The sequence below is a fragment of the Sunxiuqinia sp. genome, assembly GCF_055140945.1.
Genome location: NZ_JBSQYS010000010.1, coordinates 104,308 through 125,202 on the forward strand (window position 1 = coordinate 104,308; position 20,895 = coordinate 125,202).

A 20,895-nucleotide genomic window follows, 5' to 3' on the forward strand; every position below is an offset into this window, starting at 1 on the left:
ATTTATATTGCTAGAATTTTGAAATAGTTATATTGAAGCTTAATCGATTCAATGACTACCTTGTTTTCCATGGCATTGAAATCTGAAACCGACCACGAAACAGGATAAGCATTCACGACATACCAGGCAGCAACCGGGATATGATCTTCATTTAATAAAGCAATCGTTAGATTTGTAGGTTGAAAATTAAAGCTTTCAATGGCATTACGACACCACATCAATATTCCGGAGCCCATAAACATTCCCCGTTTCAACTCAATGTTGTGATATTTGGTACGAGTTGGCAGTTGATGAACAAACCGGTTTTCACCTCCCTCTTTATATTCTTCCGTTTCCACATCAACTGTTAACCCGCCAACTTCCTGAAAACGGAAGTCGTTGGGCAGCTGGGGCAATAACTCAAATACAACAGAAAAGTGAAATCCTACTGGTGGATAAGTAAAGTCCATGTTTTATCTTATTTAGCTCATTTCCATTGACAAACCTTCGTGGGCCAGTTCAAGTGTTTCGATGGCCACTTCGTTTCCATCTGACTTCAGGTCAGTGCTCTGAACTTTCACCGGCCAAGCATTCTTGATTTTCCAGCTCAAAACCGGTGCGTGTTCTTCGTTCAACAAGCTGATGATGATGTCGCGTCGCTCAATCGTATTCAGCTTGACGGTATTCCACCAATCGTAAAACTCATTGTCTTTTTGAAACACACCACGCTTCAGGGTAATATTGGAAAACTTTTGCATGCCGGGCATTTTTAGCTTGTTGTATTCGGGCATGTTCCCATCACGGTACTCAATAACTTCGGTTTCAACATCGAGGCCCGAAACTTCGGAAAACCCGAGTTTGGTTCCGCCCCACTCAACCTGAAAATGAAATTTTGGAATTGGATATTCTGGCATAATATTTCGTTTTTATCAAATTAATTAAAGGTTTGTTTTAGGACTCCTGGAGTTTGTGAGAAAACTTCAGGATTATAAATTCAGCCGGGCGAACTACAGCCATGCCAATTTCAATATTCATGCGTCCTTCAAGAATGTCAAGTGAAGTCATAGTTTCGCCAAGACCAACTTTTACGAAGTAAGCATCTTCAGCTTTAGCACCGGCCAATGCACCTGCACGCCATTGCTTAGTCAAGAAGTTCTCGATCATGGCTTTTACGCGTATCCAGGTATTGGCATCGTTGGGTTCGAATACCACCCACTGCGAACCTTTTTTTATTGACTCTTCGGCAAAATTGTAAAACCGGCGAACGGGTACATACCGCCATTCATTGTCGTTACCAGCCAATGTGCGGGCACCCCACACCAATGTTCCTTTTCCGGCAAACGAACGAATAACATTGATTGACTTTCCGGTTGAATGCACATTCAATCCATCTTGCTCCAGATTAGTCACCTTTTTATTAGGTCCAATTACTTCCATTACGCCCACATTAGCAGGAGCTTTCCAAACGCCACGGCTACTATCAACACGGGCATAAATTCCGGCTACCGCTGCTGACGGAGGTAAAGTCAATGTCAGTTTATTCAGTTCAATTTTAATTTGATTGTAAAGTTCAGTATTGGCAGTCAGGTCGCTGAGTTTATCTCCATCGTAACTGGTCGTTCCTCCGGGTGCATCAACTTCAACATGAGCAATACTCACATCACTTTCACGATAAACATAGGGTAAAGTTGTTTTCAGCCACGGATAGTAAACGGCACCATATTTCAGGTAGTCGGTTCCCAAACTAATGTTCGTGCGCAAGGTGTCAGCAAACCCACTGGCTTCGTTGTAGGTATCTAAAATAGTAAAGCGATCCTGAAGGCTTTGGCATTGCTGCAAGGCATCTTGATATAAACCATAAAAATTGGCGACCGTTGAAACACCGGTTGCATCGGGGAAAACAATCAGGGTGGGTTCATCTTCTTTGGCCAGTTCGGCTAAGCCACCGTTGGCTCCCAAATCGCTTTTGCTAATGGTTGCGGCATAATCGCCCACCGAAATAATGTAACATGGTCCTCCTCCATTGGCAAAATACATTTGCAGAGAGTAGTACATTAAAAATTTTGATTTGGTAGCAGGTTCAGGAACATCGAGAACCCGGCTTAAATTGCCGGATGTGTCATAGGTATCGTTAATATTCACGACAATACCTGTTTCGGAATCAGCCCCACCAAAATAGGCTTTGTATTCCAACAGCGAGGTAATTCGGGTTGGAACATTGGTCAGCGATTGATTATTTTTTTTGGCTTTTTCGGTATAACCGATAAAAGCCGGAATAGCAGTTTCAACCTCTGCTATGGATGGAGGCAACAACGAAATTTCTTCGATGTAAACTCCCGGTGTTTTGTACGTTTTAGCCATAATTTATTAAAATTTAAGTGTCAGAGATAGATGTACATATCAGAGTAAATTGTTGTTGGATCTCCCGGATCAGGCTTTATCAGCGAAGGATCGGGATTCGGTAGATTATCGATAAGAACTGAAGCCATATTATTTTTTTTGCCGAGCAGGGCAATTCCTTTTATAGAGGCTTCTTTTAAGGGCATTGGATTGTCGGAAACAAAAACATTGTTCCCGATATCGGTAAATTCCCAGGGTGTATCGGCTTCCCGCACTCCCGGATTTGAAAAATCGACTTCGCTACGGTTAAAAACCTGATACCGCCAAGTGGTTTTGCGGTGTTCAAATGCTATTCGGTATTTTTTGGGCGCAACTTCGTTAGCATTAGTAAACCATCTATAATTTGAAGGAGTCTGACTAAACAGTTCAAGCACTCCAAAATGCCTGTTTGAAAATTGCTCGCCGGTAAAATAAAATCGGTCTACCTCCCCTCCATCAATCATTAGCTTATACATTCCGGCAGGAAGATCATTCAGTTTAAATTGAAAATTGTAATGCTCATCGACTGGATCTAATTCTTGCGAATCGACAGTTCCATCGTTATCAACCGAAACCAGCTCAGCCGTTTTCGCTCCGTCATCTCCATCATGGATGTATGAATAAACCATTCCGGAAGCAACAATCTGATCTGCATCACCGGTATGAGTATTCTGGTTTAAAAGCAGCGAATCGACACCGGTGTTAAAAACCTCTTGCTCGTTACTGGCTTTATTCGAGAAATAATAAATTTTTGAATTGCCCGAATCAAAGGGAAGATTTGTAAAATTAAAATAAGAAGGGGTATTCAACTTCAGAAAAAAGACAAGTTTGAATGATCCTGAAACCTGATCATTTTTCAGTTTTCCGGTTTCATCAACTTCAGCAAAAAAACTCAACACTCCATTTTTCTCCATCGATCGAATCCCCAAACCTTTCATTAAACGAGCTGTATTTCGTTCTGGCACAAAAGAAAAATCTGGAGATATTAAAGACTCATAGTAGTCGTTTAAAATCTCTATTTGCATGGGTGACTGATAGCTAAACAACTGCATCATTTAAGAGTTAAGGTTTGCTTCTGTAATTGGTGGAGCATCCATTTTAATGTTATCGTCATAGATAGCCAGCATTTTAACTTTATACATCACCGAGCTCATCAGTTTAGCTCCGAGTGATCCCCATAAGTTATTTTGCTGCTCAAAAGAGAGAGTGTGAAGCTCAGTTGTCAACTTGGCAACTTGCTCATCAAGATCGGGAAAGTTGGTAGGCGTGAAAAGGCTGTGTGACTGAAAAAAGCTAATGACATATGAAATAAACTTGAGCGATTCGCGATAACCAAACTCATCGTCACCAAAGTTGGCCGCAAAAAGTACATACAAATTGACCATGATTTTGGGATCGGTTTTGGCGATTGTTCCCTGTGGTGTTTCTCGGTATAGATTCTGATTTTTTAAAACCCGTTCCTCTTCAATACTCACCAGAGTCATTGCCAAGCTGGAAACCTGTTGTTTACCATTTTTATCGAAAAGTGGAATTAGCTCAACCTTATCATCATCTGAATTAGTACGTAATTTGAGGTAATTATTCAATTGGTTTTTCAAGAAGAAAAGCGATTGTTCAATCATGGGGCTTTCAATTAATTTTGCTAGCTCTAAGAACCAGTGATTAACTAAATACAGTCGGAACGTACAGGTTCTTGAACCATGTGTTTTTTCAGAGTTCGCTTCCAGAAAACATGTAGAATCCTTCAGCGAGTTGATTGTTTCAGGATAATATACGACAACAAGAAAAAGCATGATCCACCCCGCTTATTCATACATTCCGATCTTTTTCTTATTATATCCTCTAATTGTTAATACAGTTTACAACTAAAAGGTAACCAAGTATTTTGATCTTTTTCAATTTTAATTTATCTATTTATCAAAACAGAAGAAATAGCAAAAAAGGGACAAAAGTTTATTATTCTGAAAATAAGTTCAGTTATCATATTTCTGAAAATATCGGGAAAGTGGCACTCACAATGATGCATGATTCAATAAGAGTATTTTTCACCTAAGCAGTTTTCTGACCATCAAAATCAATTGAAAAAAGCCCACTATTATTAACATATTACCAAACACAAATCAATCTTGCTAAGTAGATTGTATTTTTGAATTTTTAAGGATTTGAATATTACTTTCAATAGTTAGAAAAACCTACCGTAGTGATTTATGATAGATAAAAGCAATAGCACATCAAAGCGAATATTCTTTTGTAAAACACACGCCTTTTATTAACGTTAACTTTACAAACAAGCCTGTATTGTATAGACCATTTTTAAATAAGTTTCATTCGCTTATTATTGATAGATTCTTTTTTATATTTGCCGCAAATCTCAGAGCGCAATCTATTCTAATTCACAATTATGAAGCAAATTAAATACATTACTCCTGAGGAGGCAGTAAAAGTTATAAAATCCGGTGATCGTGTTCATTTAAGTAGTGTGGCTGTAACCCCACACACATTAATTAAGCCATTGGTAGAACGCGGACGCAACGGTGAACTCAAAGATGTAAAAATCCAGCATATCCACATCGAAGGAGAAGTGGAATACGCGAATCCTGAATTTGAAGGGATTTTCGCAGCGGAGCAATTCTTTGTCGGAGGAAACCTACGAAAGCAAACCCAAGCTGGGTATGCCGATTACATCCCCGTGTTTTTAAGTGAGACACAAAAGTTAATCCGCGAAGGATACTTGAAAGTGAATGTAGCGATGATTATGGTATCAACTCCAGACAAACATGGTTTTGTATCGCTCGGAACGTCAGTAGATGCAACTAAAGCAGCTATTGAATGTGCCGACGTTGTTATCGCTGCTGTTAACCCTAACGTGCCAAGAGCCTGGGGCGATGCAATGATTCATATCAACGAAATTGATTTATTTGTTGAAGATGATATTGAGCTGTACGCACACGAAATGGGAGCACTTTCAGAAATTGACGTAACCATTGGTAAGAATGTAGCAGAACTCGTTGAAGATGGAGCTTGCTTGCAAATGGGAATCGGTGGTATCCCGAATGCTGTTTTAGCTCAACTCGGAAATCACAAAGATTTGGGAGTTCATACTGAAATGTTTGCTGATGGTATTCTTCCTTTGGTTGAAAAAGGAGTTGTTACCGGTAAACACAAAACAACCGATAAAGGTAAAATGGTTGCTTCATTTTTGATGGGAACCAAAGAACTATACGACTTCATTGACGACAACCCAATGGTTGCCATGATGGATGTTGCCCATACAAATAATGTACACATTGTAAGACAAAACGACAAGGTTACGGCAATCAACTCTGCGCTGGCTGTTGATTTAACCGGACAAGTTTGTGCCGATTCAATTGGAACAATACATTATTCAGGTGTTGGTGGTCAGATAGACTTCATCCGTGGAGCTGGTCATTCAAAGGGCGGTAAACCAATTATTGCGTTACCATCTGTTACGGCAAAAGGGGTTTCTAAAATTAGTCCGATACTAATACCAGGGTCAGGTGTTGTAAGTACTCGTGCCAATATGCACTGGGTTGTTACCGAATACGGAGCCGTTAACTTGTACGGAAAGACGCTACAAGAACGTGCGCGCTTACTAACATCTATTGCACATCCCGAACATAGAGAAGCATTGGACAAAGCCGCATTTGAACGGTTCGGTTCTCATTATCATTTTGTCCAACAGCAGCAAAACGTATAACAATCAAACAGGCAGGGGAATCCTGCCTGTTTTCGTATTCAATCTGTTTTTATAATTATACTTTAATTGCTCCTTTTTTTAATCAATTTTCGAACTTTTGAGCAATTTGTTAAAAAAATACTCTAACAAATAAATAAACATACTATCAACCATTTATATAAATAACTAATCATGGGAGTTTCACATATTGAACACATTGGAATTGCGGTAAACAGCTTAGAAGAAGCCATACCATACTACGAAAAAGTATTAGGCCTAAAATGCTATGCTGTTGAAGAGGTTGCCGACCAAAAGGTAAAAACAGCCTTCTTTAAAGTTGGTGACACTAAAATTGAATTATTAGAGTCAACCGATCCAGAAGGGCCAATTGGTAAATTCATTGAGAAAAAAGGACAAGGAATCCATCACTTGGCTTTTGCTGTCGACAACATTAATGAGTCACTAAAGCAAGCAGAAGAAGACGGTATCCGCCTGATCGACAAAACCTCAAGAAAAGGAGCCGAAGGGTTGAACATTGGTTTCTTGCATCCAAAATCAACACTTGGCGTATTAACTGAGTTCTGCAGCGATAAATAACCAAAAATCATTTATTATATATACAATGAGCAATCAAGATAAAATCAACAAATTAATTGAATTACGTGCAGAGGCCAAATTAGGTGGCGGCATCAAACGAATTGAAGCCCAACATGCCAAAGGCAAATTCACCGCACGTGAACGCATCGAAATGCTACTAGACGAAGGTAGTTTCGAAGAGTTTGACATGTTTGTCACTCACCGTTGTACCAACTTTGGTTTGGAGAAAACCAAATTTATGGGCGATGGTGTTGTTACCGGTCACGGAACAATCGACGGTCGTGTAATTTATGTTTTCTCACAGGATTTTACCGTATTTGGTGGATCCCTGTCTGAAACCTTTGCACAAAAAATCTGCAAAGTTATGGATATGGCCATGAAAGCAGGCGCTCCGGTTATTGGAATCAACGACAGTGGTGGCGCACGTATTCAGGAAGGTGTGACTAGCTTGGCTGGTTATGCTGAAATCTTTGAACGCAACATCCTGGCGTCAGGTGTTATTCCTCAAATTTCAGCCATTTTTGGTCCTTGCGCCGGTGGAGCGGTATACTCCCCTGCCCTAACTGACTTTATCATGATGACCGAGGAAAACTCGTACATGTTTGTAACCGGTCCTAAAGTTGTTAAAACTGTTACCGGAGAGGATATTTCAGTTGCAGATTTAGGTGGCGGTAAGGTTCATGCATCAAAATCAGGAGTTTCTCACTTCTTAGTTGAAAATGAAGAAGAAGGACTTTTGGTCATCCGCAAACTATTGTCATACCTTCCTCAAAACAACTTGGAAGATGCACCAATTACCGACTGCGACGACCCAATTGACCGATTGGAAGATTCATTGAATGAAATCATTCCGGACAATCCAAACCAACCCTACGATGTAAAAGAGGTGATTCACTCGTTAGCCGACTATGGCGAATTTTTAGAAGTACACCGGAACTATGCCAAAAATATCATTGTTGGATTCGCTAAGTTCGACGGACAACCTGTTGGTATTGTTGCCAACCAACCGAATTACTTAGCCGGAGTTCTCGATATTGAAGCATCACGTAAAGCTGCTCGATTTGTTCGCTTTCTGGATGCCTTCAACATTCCAATCGTCACGCTGGTTGACGTTCCTGGATTTTTACCTGGAAGTAAGCAAGAATATGGCGGTATCATTACACACGGAGCAAAACTAATGTTTGCTTACGGCGAAGCAACTGTGCCAAAGATCACGATTACTTTGCGTAAGTCATACGGTGGAGCACACGATGTAATGTCGTGTAAACAATTGCGTGGCGACTTAAACTATGCATGGCCATCAGCTGAAATTGCAGTAATGGGAGCTGCCGGTGCTGTTGAAGTATTGCAAGGACGTAAGCTTTCTTCAATCGAGGATCCTGAAGAACGTGCTAAGTTTATAGCTGAACACGAAGCAGAATACAAAGAAAAGTTTGCAAATCCATACCAAGCTGCATCATACGGCTATATTGACGATGTCATTGAGCCTCGTAACACTCGTATTCGTATTATTCGTGGCCTACAAAGCTTAGCAACTAAAAAGCTTGTCAATCCACCTAAAAAACATTCAAACATTCCATTATAATCAAACTAGTCTATGAATAATCTTTTAATCATATTGGCTTCTCAAATGGATTTCGGATGGACCGTTGCCCTTGTTGGGTTCTTTATCGTGTTCTTCGCTTTGACCTTGCTCGTGATTGTTTTTCTGAGGCTTCCAAAGCTAATCAACATGAAGTTCAAAAAGAAAGAACCTAAAAAGAAAGACCCCCATTGCGAAGACACAGAAGGAGAATGCCACATAGAAGGAAATGTGACTGCCGCGATAGGTATGGCACTGCACCTTTATTTTATAAACCAACACGACGAAGAAAGTAACATTGTAACCATCAAAAAGGTTAAGAAAGCTTATTCCCCGTGGAGTTCAAAAATTTACAGTGTGACCAATAACTGGCCGCGATAATAATATTATTGCATAATTTTTAGAAAATGAAAAAATACAAATTTACCATAAGCGGCGATGAATACGATGTTCATGTCAAAGATATTGAAGAAAACATTGCCACAATTGAAGTGAACGGTACCAAATACCAGGTTGAAATTAAGGGTGAGGTGAAGTCCTCTAAAACCCCAAAACTTGTTCGTAAACCGATTATTCAACAACCTGGCGAAGGTCAAATCAAAAAGCAACAGTCCAGCGGAGGAACAGCCGTAAAAGCGCCTCTTCCGGGAACCATTTTTAAAATGCTTGTAGCTGTTGGCGACGAAGTGAAAGAAGGTCAAAACTTACTCATCATGGAGGCCATGAAAATGGAAAACCAGGTACTTGCTGAGAAATCGGGTCAAGTAACAGCCGTCAAAGTTAAAGAAGGAGATGCTGTGCTACAGGATGATGTATTAATTGAAATTAGCTAAAAAATCTGCTGGTAATGAAAAAACTATTATTAATAATAGCTGCGTTGCTGTTGATTTTACCCTCATTTACCAGGGCTGATGAAAGCAGTGATTTAGCTGAAAAAATAACCGATGGGAAATGGATTAACCGAAGCGATGGTTATGTCGCGTCGCCTACATTCAACCCGGAGGTAGACAAGAAGGAAGATTTTGAAACGGCTAAACGTTACAAAACACTTTCTTTTTCGGAGAACAACACGTTTGTGATGGACTCTTTGAAACAACGTTATTCGGGTAAATGGAAAATAGAAGATGATAAAGTCATATTAGGGTTCTATCCAAAAACAGTTACCCACCTGTATAAAAACATGAATCCGAATAGCCAATCCAATGACTATGTCTCAAAGGACGAATTGTTGGAGCTTGGCACTCGTGAACTTAGCTTGAAAGACGGTAAACTAACCGGTGACGGATACGTATACAAAAACTATTCAGGAGCGGTTTCCGGATTATTTAACTTTTACGAATTTTCCGGTTTTGCAAACGTTTCGTGGAAGCACATTCTAATGATGTTCATCGGCTTCGTATTTTTGTTTCTGGCTATCAAATACGATTTTGAACCACTATTGCTGGTGCCAATCGGCTTTGGTATTCTGATCGGAAACATTCCGATGTTTCAGGCCGTTGACTTCAACCTGAAATTAGGAATTTACGAGCCGGGATCTGTCATGAATATTCTTTATCAAGGGGTTGTGCAGGGCTGGTATCCACCATTAATTTTCTTAGGAATTGGCGCCATGACTGACTTCTCTTCATTAATCTCAAATCCGAAATTAATGTTATTGGGAGCAGCGGCCCAAATTGGTATCTTCTTAACATTCCTTGGAGCACTTTGGATGGGATTTGCACCACCGGAAGCTGGTGCGATTGGTATTATTGGTGGTGCCGACGGCCCAACGGCAATCTTCATTTCATCGAAACTAGCCAACGGTCTGAATGTGATGGCCAATGGAGAAACGGTGAAAAACCTCATTGGTCCAATTGCAATTGCAGCCTACTCATACATGGCCTTAGTTCCAGTTATTCAACCTCCGGTTATCAGACTTTTAACGAGCAAAAGGGAACGTCTCATCCGCATGAAACCTCCAAGAGCGGTTTCTAAGCTAGAGAAAATTTTGTTCCCCGTTGTTGGTTTGATTTTGACGGCTTATATCGCGCCATCAGCTCTGCCCCTATTAGGTATGTTGTTCTTTGGTAATTTACTGAAAGAATCAACCGTAACAAAACGCTTGGCTGACACTGCAAACTTTGCCTTAATTAATACCATTACTATTTTGCTTGGTATTACGGTAGGAGCATCTACACAAGCTGACGTATTTTTAACCCCTTCGTCAATCAAGATTTTCTTGCTTGGTGCAGCGTCTTTTGTTATCGCAACGGCTGGTGGTGTCATCAGTGCTAAGATTATGAACTTGTTCTCCAAAAAAGACAATAGAATTAACCCGATGATTGGTGCAGCTGGAGTATCAGCGGTGCCCGATAGCGCGCGTGTAGTGCAAACCATGGGATTGAAAGAGGACCCAACAAACCACTTGCTAATGCATGCCATGGCTCCGAACGTTTCGGGAGTAATTGGCTCTGCTATTGGTGCAGGTATCTTGTTGAGTTTCTTGATGTAAAAAAAAACAAGACTATAATTCAAAAGGTTGTTCTCGCTTGAGGACAACCTTTTTTTTGTATTATTGTATCACTATAAACCAATTCGAATTAAGCCATGAAAAAAATATTTCTCCTAATGGTTCTCGGCATTAGTCTGTTTTCAGGATATGCTCAACCCAGTAAAAATTTCCCTCCAAAAACCTTGAACGTACTGGTATTCTCTAAAACCGAAGGCTGGCACCATCAATCGATTTCAAGTGGCATTAAAATGTTCGATGAACTGGCACTTCAGGAAGGTTGGAACTTGACTGCCACCGAAAATGCGAATCTGTTCACGATGGATTTTCTGGTTAATTTTGACGTGGTTGTTTTCCTGAGTCCGACAGGAGACGTTTTAAATCCAAATCAACAAAAAGCTTTTGAAACATTTATGAAGACCGGGAAGGGTTTTGTCGGCATTCATGCTGCTTCCGACTGCGAATATGAATGGAATTGGTTTGGAAAACTATGCGGTGCTTATTTTTTTACACACCCACCAGCGCAAGAAGGAAAAGTTATTATCGAAGACCATAATCATCCGGCCATGAAAGTTTTTGAAGGAATGGACAGTTATACAACTTTTGATGAATGGTATAGTTTTACAGAAAACCCACGCGAAAAGGTTCGCGTTCTTGCCAGTCTTGACGAATCGAGTATTAAAAAATCGAAAAATGACGATTGGAAAATGGGAGATCATCCACTAATTTGGTGGCAAGAATTTGATGGCATCCGTTCGTTTTACTCGGTTTTTGGGCACACGAACGAATCGTTTCAAAATCTCAAAGTGAGGGATCACTATTCGGCTGCTGTAAACTGGGCCGGGAAAAAAGAGTAGCCACAGCGGGTAATATAAGGAGTAACAAAGTTCTTACTTCTTTCCAAATGGAGAAAACCGATACTGAAAACTAAATTGGATGTCGGGTGCATTATTGAACGAAAACATATCTTCGCCACAATAAACATTAAACTCGTGCCCATTTTTATGAAATCCGAATATGAAATACGTCTTTAACGAAAAGTAATATAACGCTGCTGGTGTTAATTTCGACAAATAAAACTGCCGGGAAATCAGTTCACCTTCCCAAACATCACCTTCCTTCAATACGTCAATACCAATTTCGTGGTATCCGGTCTGATCCCAGGTAAAATAGTAGCCTTTCAACAAAGGATCCTGATAATTTACAGCCAGACCAATTACAGTCATATTCTTTTTTTTCGACATCAGGTTGAGTCCGAAAAAAGTGCGTCCATGCTTGCGATACCTCCAATCGATTGCGCGAACACCGCTCCCCACCTTCGCAAAAAGCTGATCGGTTATTCCCCCATCTAAAGCATAAGTGAACGAACTTCGTTCTCCTAACGGGAAATCCATTCTGAAGCCGGCCGAGAGACCTGGAATTAAGTAAGGATGTACGTGATTAACAGGAATAGACAAGTGCCCTCCCAGTTGCGAACCGAAATGAAAATCAGAGCTTTTTGACGTAAAAAGTTGACGGTAATAATGTGCATCAACCACACTTGTAAAAAAATCTCCTTTATTTTTTCGAAAAGTATTTCCCTCCTCATCTGTAAACTGAATGGAAGCCCGGTTGAATGGGTAAAGCCTTCGTCCGTAGTTATCCTCGACAGCAAAATTCGAATGGAAAGTTTCTATAAAATTATCACTAACCAAATAGTTCAAAATTGACGATCCGCCAACCAACTGATGCAGATTTAAATTAACAATCAAACTGTGTTTTGACGTCCAGGTATTCAAATAGGTTAGCCTCAGATGTTGAATAACGCCATCAGAGTGAAAAGCTTTGTCTCTGGTTTCAATTCCCATTACTTCAAAATAACCAGGACGAACAGTCATCGGAATTTCAGCAAGCTCCTCTTGCTGGTCAACAGTCAAATTTTGTGGATACAGAAAACGTGCACTCGGATGCCACGTATTTCCCATAGTATAACTAACTGAAAGCTCATGCTTTTTAGGATCTGCATCTGGAAAATAAAATGGCAAATCGAGCGAATAAATACCTATCGCACTTTCCGGATTTATTTCAGGATAGAACAGAGGCACTTGAAGAAGGTTAGTGAGATCGTCATTATTTTGCGCAAATGACTGAGCAAAAAAACAGCTCAATAAAAATACCAGAATAAAAAAGCGCTCCCTCATTTTTAAATTTTCAACAAATGCCCAACTAAAATAGAATTTAAGAGGGAAAGCGGCAACCTACTTTGGTTATTTAAATTTATTTAACAGATATTTTTGAAAAGAACGTGTTGGCTTTTTTATTTGAGTCAGCATCAAAAAAGATGGTCTTCGTGATTTATAGTTCCAATTTTTTTTGACAATTTTGAAAAGATGGGAACAAAAAAGATTTACCAAAACGACTACGTTGTTCAAAGTTGGGAAGAACTGTGCGAAGAAGTTTACCATGATTCATGGAAACCCCGGTTGAGCCGATACCGTTCCGACTACGCTTTTCGCGGGTTGTCAGATGCCAGCTACGAACTTAAAAATAGTTTTCTGCGTAACTGTGGTGCGCGTTCCGAGTTAGAATATCACCTACTCCGAAACTTCAGAAAATACAGCATCTCAAAAGATGCACAATTAAGTGCATCGTTCTGGAGATCCTTGGTTATGGCTCAGCATCATGGGCTCCCTACCCGCCTGCTCGACTGGACTTATTCACCATTTGTAGCGATGCATTTTGCAACATCAAATACCGAGAAGTTTGATATTGACGGGGTAATATGGAAAGTAGATTTTGTGAAAGCCAATAAGTTGGTTTCAGAACCTCTAAATCAACTGCTATGCGACGAAAAGTGTAATGCTTTTACCGTGGAAATGCTTGAGGAGAACATCGTTTCGTTGAGCGATTTTGACAAGAAATTAGGCAAAGATCAAGTCATATTTTTTGAGCCTCCATCTCTGGATCAACGAATTGTTAACCAATATGCCTTTTTTAGTGTAATGACCCAACCAACAACCACACTTGATCAATGGCTCGTTAAACATCCGGGGCTTTACCGCAGGATTATTATTCCGAAAGAACTGAAGTGGGAGGTTCGCGATAAACTTGACCAGGCGAATATTACCGAACGGGTGCTATTTCCCGGGTTGGATGGGTTGGCTCGATGGCTAAAACGCCATTACCAGCCAATTGTGGGAGATCCTTTTAATTCGGAAGAAAACGAATAAAACCTGCTTCAGGAATTTCAATCTGAATCGAATTTTTACGCTTCACTTTTAAATCCCCCTGCTCGACCATATCGCCTAAATGATTAAATATTTTATACTTATAACTATTTCCATCTTCGTTTACTAAAAACTGAACCTGAGTCGTCTCTTTTGAATTTATGACATCAATGGGGCGATCAACAGCCAGCGGCAAACTCAACGTGTAATCGCCATACAAAGCATAAATAATCTTCTCATCCCCTTTCACTTTAATAATGGGGTACATGTTTGCAACCTTTTGAGGTTCGAAATCTGACTCCATTAATACTTCGTGATTCTCCTTCCAATAGTTTAACCAAAACCGAATGGTTTGTTTGGCATCATCAGGCAAGGTGGTAGTAAAAAACGACAAGTGTGGATTTCCAAACATGATGGATTGAAATTTACGTGCAACATCTTCACTTTTATCACGTGGATGAATTCCCATAATCTCCATAAATGGAGTATATCGTCCATACAAGATGCGATTATTGACCATCTTTTCCCGTATCAGTTTCGTACCGTCGACACCAACGAAACCAACTATAAAATTTCGGTCATGATTCTGATCCGGCCCAACTGGATTAAACTCCTGCCCCATAAAGACATTCGGATTGACGGATTGCAACCGAGATACCATTCCTGCCATCAAACTGTCGACCGCCAATTGAACATCCGTAAAGTCACGTCCCAAATCCTCGCTCACGACAATCGGTTCATCGGGATAAAAATTATTGATAAAATCAAACCAAATTCCATCAAATAGCCAATCTTTGTAGAAGTTATAATAGGTGCTCACCAAGTGGTTACGAACATCCAGATAGCGCGGATCCAAAACATATATTTGTTGTGGATCTTTATATCGAAGGTATTTCCCTTTAAATTTCTTAGTAATCACCGGATTGCCACCCATAAATGGTAATGAATACCACAAATAAAGCTTCATGTCCATTGCATTACTTTTTTCGATCAAGAGCTTCAAGTTTTTTAAGTCAGCCTTCTCGTAATCGTAAACGGTATCTACTTTTAGTTTCACCAACGAGCGCCAACTATCATCAATTAAAATTGATTTGAAACCAAAAGTTCTAAGTGAATCCAGTTCGCGGGAAATATTCTCTAACGGAATACCACGATGCATTGGATACCAGGTTGAATAAACCGGAGCTACACTTCTGTTCGATTTTAAAGCGGCATAGTTAAAAACCTTTTGGAACCGCCACTTTGAAGCTTCGTAAACTGCCTGTGAAAAATGAATGTTTCTAAAATCGATCAGTATTTGTGCAACGTAATCCTGCGTGCTTGATCGTGGAGGATTATCTTCAAAAAAAGTGACCCCAAACTCTAAGGTATCATTTTGTTCTTTCACAAATGTAGTCGCAAACCTCGAATCGAATCGATCGCTGCAAGTAAACGTTATTTGGTTCTGATCATTAAGTGTCAAGCCGGAAATAATGGAAAAGTCGGCTGTGGCACGGTCATACGATGGCAATGAAAAATAAGACTTATTTGACCACGTTTGAGAGTTCCACAGTTGATTAATTTTATTTTTGGGGAATTTAAAAGTCATTGAGAAATCAGGCAGTTGGCTCGGCGCAGAGGAATGAAGAGCAAAATATACTTGATAACGGCTCATTGATATTTGCTCAACACTAATTGTAGGCATAAAGGGCCTCAAACTTCCTTCAATCGTAATATCACTTTCATCAAAATGATACTCGTTTTGCCCTTGAACTGTATTCGCAAAAGCAAAAAAAGCCAATATCAGAAAAATCAAGGTTCTATTTCTACGTCTACCAACAGTTATATCGTCCACTAAAAGAATTATTTATATGAAAATTGCCCTAATACAATTAAGATGTCTAAATTAACTGATATGCTTATAAAAGCAAACATTTTACACCATCTGTTTGGCATAATTTTTAAAACTTAAATACGCAAAATTCAAATTTGATGATTCATTCAGCTTTTTCGATAGACTTACTTTAAACTGGTATATCTTTGATACGCAGCATCCCAGTCCAAATCAGAGCCGGGAGTAAATTCTTCCACTTCAAAAGAATGCCTTACAACTGTGCGCATCTCGGCCAATGATTGCAATGCTCCCATTGCCTTGGCCTGCAACAGAATATTTCCGGTAGCTGTTGCTTCTGTTGGTCCGGCAACCACCTTTAGCTTTGTAGCATCAGCTGTTAGTTGATTTAAAAAACGATTTTTGGCGCCTCCTCCAATGATGTGTATCTTCTCAATAGGCTCTTCGCTTACGGTAAGAATTTGGTCTAGTGTAAATCGGTATTTCAAAGCCAAACTATCATACACACAACGAATAATTTGAGCATGGTTTTCGGGTTTCCCCTGGCCTGTTATCGAACAGTATTCTATAATTGCCTCAGGCATATTCTTCGGATTCAAAAAGCATGAATCGTCAGGGTTTATCAAATATTTAAATGGTTCGGAACCTGACGCAAGTTTCACCATTTCGTCCCACGTGTAGTTGTTCTTATCGAGCCAGGCACGTCGACATTCCTGGATGAGCCACATGCCCATAATATTTTTTAAAAAGCGAGTTGTTCCTTCCACTCCCCCTTCGTTCGTGTAGTTCATTTCCAGTGTTTTTGACGACACCAAAGGTTTCTCACTTTCAATCCCCATCAGCGACCAGGTTCCCGAACTGATATAAGCGTAGTTTTTGTCATCAGCCGGCACCGAAGCAATAGCAGAGGCAGTGTCATGTCCGGCGACGGCAATCACCGGCACTTCTGCACTTCCTGTTTCTAGAGCCACATCTGGTTTTATTTTTCCAATTCGGGTGCCGGGCTTCACTAAATTGGCTAAAATTGAAGTAGGAATTCCTGCCTTCTCTATTAATCTGGTTTGCCATTTCATCTCACCAGGAACAACCATCTGACTGGTACTTGCAATGGTATATTCAGCAACAGCTTCACCTGAAAAAAGATAGTTCAGCGCATCAGGCATAAATAAAATTTTATCGGTGATCTCTAGCAATGATGATTGATCCTGAATCATAGAAAAAAGCTGAAATAAACTATTGAATTGCATAAACTGAATCCCGGTTTGTTCGTACACTTCTTCTTTGGGAATTCTAGCAAACAAGTCATCCATGGAAGTATCTGTTCGCGAATCGCGATAAGCAAACGGAAGCGAAATGATCATTCCTTCTTTGTTCAAGTGCACAAAATCAACTCCCCAGGTATCAACTCCAATAGAATCCGGTTGAACACCAAATTCCTGAATACATTTTTTTAAGCCTTTTTTTAACTCATTAAACAAGCTGAAGATGTTCCAAAAGAAATGTCCATTGATGTATTGCATCTGATTATCAAAGCGGTGAACCTCTGTCAGTTTCAGTTTTCCTTGTTCCAACGTGCCTAAAATTGCTCTTCCGCTTGATGCTCCCAGATCGAAAGCCAGAAAGTTATTGTGTTGCATAAGTTTGTTTGTTAGTCGGTTAATTTCAGTTTCAATCAAATTAAGTAAGAATAATGAGATTGGCTATCCTGTTCAATCCTGACAACCGTCAATCAAATTTTATCAAGATGCCAGGTTTGCCAGCTTCACAACCGTATTGTAATTTCGGGTAGTAATTTCTTTCCCAAATTCCCTATCCAAAAGTTTCATGACCTCCGTTGTTTTTATTTTGCTCGTATCACTCATCCAAAACACAGAATGATCAGTAACTTGAAGAATCCTGAAAGAACCATCTTCGTTTTGAAACGGAATACTTAGCGAGGTTTTAAACTCAGCTTGCGAAAAAGTAACATTGCATTTGATCGTTGAAGCCGTTTCAACGTCCTTAAATGGCTGAGTTTCCAAAATGCCCTTAATGTAGTTGAAAGGAAATACGATGGTAAGTATCGAAAAACCAAAAGCTTCTTCAATGATGCCCTGAACCAAACGAATTCGTTCCTTCTCACTTTCAAAAACGACATTTCCCGAAGCCAAAAGCGTTTTTACACTATGGTATCCATTTCGCGTTAAAACATCTTTCAATTGTTTCATAGGAACTTTTTTGTTCCCTCCCACATTAATACCACGCATAAAAACGACATATTTTTTCATCAGTACGAAACTAAAAACCCACTATTCTTCAGGTTGGGAGTAAAACTGTTTGTTGGCAAAGTTGATAAATTGTTCCCAATCATAAGGAGTAATATCGTGCTTCCCGGTCCGAATATGGTAACCCACAGTTTCCGAAACCGGCGTATTAGGTGCAGGCATTTCGGTTACGGGCAAACCTTTCTCACCGTATAGTTCGTATACTTTTCCGGCTTCCAGTGTCGACAAAAATTCACCTTTCGGATCTGACCACAAATCGGCCGTAGCGCTGGTTACATAGAGCGGCCGGGGGGCGATCATTCCTAAAAGCATGTGTTGGTCTATTGGTAGTTTATCTTCGTGTCCGGAATACTTATTCAGGTTTTCGCAAAACCAGTGTGGAAAATGATAAGTAATAATCCCAATTGTTTCTCCAATGCGACGGCGAGACAATGCCGCTCCCATACAACCGGAGTTATTGGAGATACACATCGCAAAACGTTGATCTAATGCAGCAGCCCAAACAGCTGCTTTTCCCATACGCGAAAAACCAAAAACCATTACCTTGGTCGAATCAATATCTTGATCAGTTGTAAAATAATCCATCGCTTTTGATAGTCCCCAAGCCCAGGCAGAGATACTTCCCCATTCGTCATATCCCGGGCGAAATTGCCCCAACTGATACGAAAATGGATGAATGCCATCCTGAAAGTTATCCCGGTCAGGATCAATATCGCCGCAATATATTGTTGCCACACCATATCCGGCTTCGATCATCTTTTTAACCGGCCATTTATCGGTCGCTACTCCTCTGGATTGTTCGGTAACCTGATTGTGAACGATTCCCCAAGACGGATTATCGGGCACCCAGGACTCAGTCAGCCGAATGTTCGGATCGTAAGAAATTGTATGGTTTCCGCTAAAGTTATAACCAACAAAAACAGGAGCCTTTACTGAATCCTTTGGTGTATAGATCAATATCTCTGCACTCAATTCGCGATCGTCTTTTTTAAAGATTATTTCCACTTGCTTACGCTTGGCCAGTCCGTCAAAAAAAACGCCATTTTCCTCATGGACAATCACGTCGGAAATATCAATTTCTTCTGGAATATTTCCATATATTTCGTGTTTAAATATTTCCAATAGCTCCGGACGACGTTTCTTCTCCCAACGCTTTACGTTTTTAACTTTTCGACCAGATTCCGTAATCAGCAATTTCGGTAATTTATAATCAGGAATCTCATTTTCGTCGTAATTAACATCGGTTTGTTGTGCAACCAAATTAAAACATACAAAAAATGAAATTAGAAAAAAGAGGTATTTCATAGTCGTTTAGTAAGTTAGTTCAATCATGCCTCGCTTGACTCTCAAAAATAAAAGATTTCTTTTGAAACTCGGCAAACAACACCAAATTATCACGCATTTATAATTAGTTCGCTCAACAATCAGATTAACAAATCACGCTTATTTATCGATCTCGCCACCACTTAGTTTGCTACCCTCAATTGGCAAATCATTGGTTGAAGCAGATTCTGGTGCTTTCGTTTTGGTTAATGACTTTGCTTTTGAGGTTTCTGAAATTAATGACCACGCCATAATCAAACTCGAACAGATAATGACAACCAAAAGCGCACCACTTTCAAACTCGGGAACTTGATATTCTTCCGGGATGGCAAAAAATAAAAGTATCGAAATCAAACCACGAGGAGCTAAAAATATTTGAGGAAAAATATCCTTTCTTTCAACTGAAAAGAACATGATATAACGAATAACATACAGAATAACGAGAAATAAACCACTCATCATCCAAACTTCCCAGTTTACAAGTGATGTAAGGGAAAGGCTAATTCCGAATACCACAAAGAAAAAAGTCCTTACCAGAAATGAACTTTCAATCGTAATCATTTTAAAATTCTCGAATAGTCCATCAATTGCATCGTCGTTTAGCCATTTTTCTAACCGTCCCCACAGGAGTACTTTGTGGTTGCGTAATAAAAGTCCGAACATCAGAATAATTAGTAACGAAGACAGGTGAAACAACTTGGCGACAGCGTAAAGCAAGACCAAAACTGCCAGAAACAAGAAGAACTTTGCCTCTGTTTTAATATTTTGAATTACATAGGTGAGCGCGTAGCTCAATATTACTGAAATTATAAGAGTTATTAATATATTACTTCCCAGTGCAAAAGCAACTTCACCAGCGCCACTAGCATCGATGTTTTCAATGAGAAAATAGAATGCCATAATACCAAGAATATCTGAAAAAGTGCTTTCGTAAATCATAAATTCGCGCTTGTCTTTTGCCAGATTCGACACACTGGGAATAATGATCGCACTACTCATAATTGAAAACGGAATGGCATAAATAAGGGAAGATAAGAAATCGAGATTCTGTATAAATAGTTGTGTCACGAATGCTATAAGCACACTGGATGCTCCAAGTGATACAAACGCAATTACAAATGATTTCCAGATGATTGGCCACTTCTCCTTTTTCAATTCAAGATCCAATGCTGCTTCCAGAACAATCATTATCAAGCCAACAATTCCGAGCACCTCAAGCGTATTAAAATACTCAGGTTCGAGTCCGAAATACATAAGTAATTGTTGAATTCCAAGTCCCAACAAAATAAGCATTAGCACACTTGGAATATTGGTTTTCTTTGCCAAAAGACTAAAGAAAAATGAAATGATGACAACAACACAAAGACTAATTACAAATAAATAAGCACTCATATATCAATGATATTTTCAATGGTGTCAAGTTACAAAATTGTTCGCATTTACCTAGTGTTTATCGGCGAAGCAGGTAAAAAGGCATTCAAAAAATTACGGATAGTTGGGCGTATTATTTAGTTGTTGAAGTTTTATGCTATTCATATCCAGAAGATTG

General features: G+C 39.7%; 19 protein-coding genes. 8 read left to right on the forward strand and 11 right to left on the reverse strand.

All coding sequences use genetic code 11. The annotated features are described in order from the left end of the window. Positions 1-2: 2 nt before the first annotated feature. The 5 genes from ACTB00_RS06735 to ACTB00_RS06755 are packed head-to-tail and all read right to left on the reverse strand — an operon-like array spanning position 3 to position 3,980. Positions 3-449 carry a phage tail protein gene (locus tag ACTB00_RS06735; protein WP_463299147.1) on the reverse strand — a complete coding sequence of 149 codons (447 nt, stop codon included), beginning with the start codon at positions 447-449 and terminating at the stop codon, positions 3-5. 12 nt (positions 450-461) lie between these two features. After that, positions 462-893, reverse strand: coding sequence for a phage tail protein (locus ACTB00_RS06740; RefSeq protein ID WP_463299148.1), 432 nt, complete (start codon positions 891-893; stop codon positions 462-464). Positions 894-930: 37 nt separating this feature from the next. Beyond that, positions 931-2,340 (reverse strand): phage tail sheath family protein, encoded by a 1,410-nt coding sequence (locus ACTB00_RS06745; RefSeq protein ID WP_463299149.1) that lies wholly within the window; start codon positions 2,338-2,340, stop codon positions 931-933. A gap of 20 nt (positions 2,341-2,360) precedes the next feature. After that, positions 2,361-3,413 (reverse strand): hypothetical protein, encoded by a 1,053-nt coding sequence (locus ACTB00_RS06750; RefSeq protein ID WP_463299150.1) that lies wholly within the window; start codon positions 3,411-3,413, stop codon positions 2,361-2,363. Further along, positions 3,414-3,980: a Pvc16 family protein gene (locus ACTB00_RS06755; RefSeq protein WP_463299151.1), complete on the reverse strand. Its 567-nt coding sequence runs from the start codon at positions 3,978-3,980 to the stop codon at positions 3,414-3,416. A 779-nt stretch (positions 3,981-4,759) separates the two neighbouring features. On the opposite strand from ACTB00_RS06755, the gene ACTB00_RS06760 reads away from it, so the two are divergent. The 7 genes from ACTB00_RS06760 to ACTB00_RS06790 all read left to right on the forward strand — a co-directional run bounded on the left by ACTB00_RS06760 (position 4,760) and on the right by ACTB00_RS06790 (position 11,579). Next, positions 4,760-6,076 (forward strand): acetyl-CoA hydrolase/transferase family protein, encoded by a 1,317-nt coding sequence (locus ACTB00_RS06760; RefSeq protein WP_463299152.1) that lies wholly within the window; start codon positions 4,760-4,762, stop codon positions 6,074-6,076. 171 nt (positions 6,077-6,247) lie between these two features. Next, positions 6,248-6,652 carry a methylmalonyl-CoA epimerase gene (mce, locus tag ACTB00_RS06765; RefSeq protein ID WP_463299153.1) on the forward strand — a complete coding sequence of 135 codons (405 nt, stop codon included), beginning with the start codon at positions 6,248-6,250 and terminating at the stop codon, positions 6,650-6,652. A 25-nt stretch (positions 6,653-6,677) separates the two neighbouring features. Then, positions 6,678-8,237, forward strand: coding sequence for an acyl-CoA carboxylase subunit beta (locus tag ACTB00_RS06770; RefSeq protein WP_463299154.1), 1,560 nt, complete (start codon positions 6,678-6,680; stop codon positions 8,235-8,237). 12 nt (positions 8,238-8,249) lie between these two features. Next, positions 8,250-8,615, forward strand: coding sequence for an OadG family protein (locus ACTB00_RS06775; RefSeq protein ID WP_463299155.1), 366 nt, complete (start codon positions 8,250-8,252; stop codon positions 8,613-8,615). Positions 8,616-8,641: 26 nt separating this feature from the next. Next, on the forward strand, positions 8,642-9,067 hold the full coding sequence (locus ACTB00_RS06780) for a biotin/lipoyl-containing protein (RefSeq protein WP_463299156.1): 426 nt from the start codon (positions 8,642-8,644) through the stop codon (positions 9,065-9,067). 14 nt (positions 9,068-9,081) lie between these two features. Continuing rightward, the gene (locus tag ACTB00_RS06785; RefSeq protein WP_463299157.1) at positions 9,082-10,725 is read left to right on the forward strand and encodes a sodium ion-translocating decarboxylase subunit beta; all 1,644 of its coding nucleotides are present in this window, start codon (positions 9,082-9,084) and stop codon (positions 10,723-10,725) included. A 95-nt stretch (positions 10,726-10,820) separates the two neighbouring features. Next, positions 10,821-11,579, forward strand: a complete 759-nt coding sequence (locus ACTB00_RS06790) for a ThuA domain-containing protein (protein WP_463299158.1) — start codon at positions 10,821-10,823, stop codon at positions 11,577-11,579. Between the two features lie 33 nt (positions 11,580-11,612). On the opposite strand, the gene ACTB00_RS06795 is transcribed toward ACTB00_RS06790, so the two are convergent. Next, positions 11,613-12,902, reverse strand: a complete 1,290-nt coding sequence (locus tag ACTB00_RS06795; RefSeq protein WP_463299159.1) for a hypothetical protein — start codon at positions 12,900-12,902, stop codon at positions 11,613-11,615. A 189-nt stretch (positions 12,903-13,091) separates the two neighbouring features. On the opposite strand from ACTB00_RS06795, the gene ACTB00_RS06800 reads away from it, so the two are divergent. Beyond that, complete coding sequence (locus tag ACTB00_RS06800; RefSeq protein ID WP_463299160.1) at positions 13,092-13,931, forward strand: FRG domain-containing protein; 840 nt, start codon at positions 13,092-13,094, stop codon at positions 13,929-13,931. Here ACTB00_RS06800 and ACTB00_RS06805 read toward each other — a convergent pair. The 5 genes from ACTB00_RS06805 to ACTB00_RS06825 form a co-directional block, all read right to left on the reverse strand. Further along, positions 13,909-15,762, reverse strand: coding sequence for an alpha-amylase family protein (locus ACTB00_RS06805; RefSeq protein ID WP_463299161.1), 1,854 nt, complete (start codon positions 15,760-15,762; stop codon positions 13,909-13,911). The two genes, ACTB00_RS06800 and ACTB00_RS06805, sit on opposite strands and share 23 nt — an antisense overlap. A gap of 164 nt (positions 15,763-15,926) precedes the next feature. Continuing rightward, a complete protein-coding gene (gene rhaB / locus ACTB00_RS06810) occupies positions 15,927-17,396 on the reverse strand; it encodes a rhamnulokinase (protein ID WP_463299162.1) in 1,470 nt (489 codons plus the stop codon). A gap of 102 nt (positions 17,397-17,498) precedes the next feature. Further along, positions 17,499-18,026, reverse strand: a complete 528-nt coding sequence (locus ACTB00_RS06815; protein ID WP_463299163.1) for a DUF1697 domain-containing protein — start codon at positions 18,024-18,026, stop codon at positions 17,499-17,501. 21 nt (positions 18,027-18,047) lie between these two features. Continuing rightward, the gene (locus ACTB00_RS06820; RefSeq protein WP_463299164.1) at positions 18,048-19,328 is read right to left on the reverse strand and encodes a glucuronyl esterase domain-containing protein; all 1,281 of its coding nucleotides are present in this window, start codon (positions 19,326-19,328) and stop codon (positions 18,048-18,050) included. A gap of 138 nt (positions 19,329-19,466) precedes the next feature. Next, positions 19,467-20,738 carry a cation:proton antiporter domain-containing protein gene (locus ACTB00_RS06825; protein WP_463299165.1) on the reverse strand — a complete coding sequence of 424 codons (1,272 nt, stop codon included), beginning with the start codon at positions 20,736-20,738 and terminating at the stop codon, positions 19,467-19,469. Between the last annotated feature and the right edge of the window lie 157 nt (positions 20,739-20,895).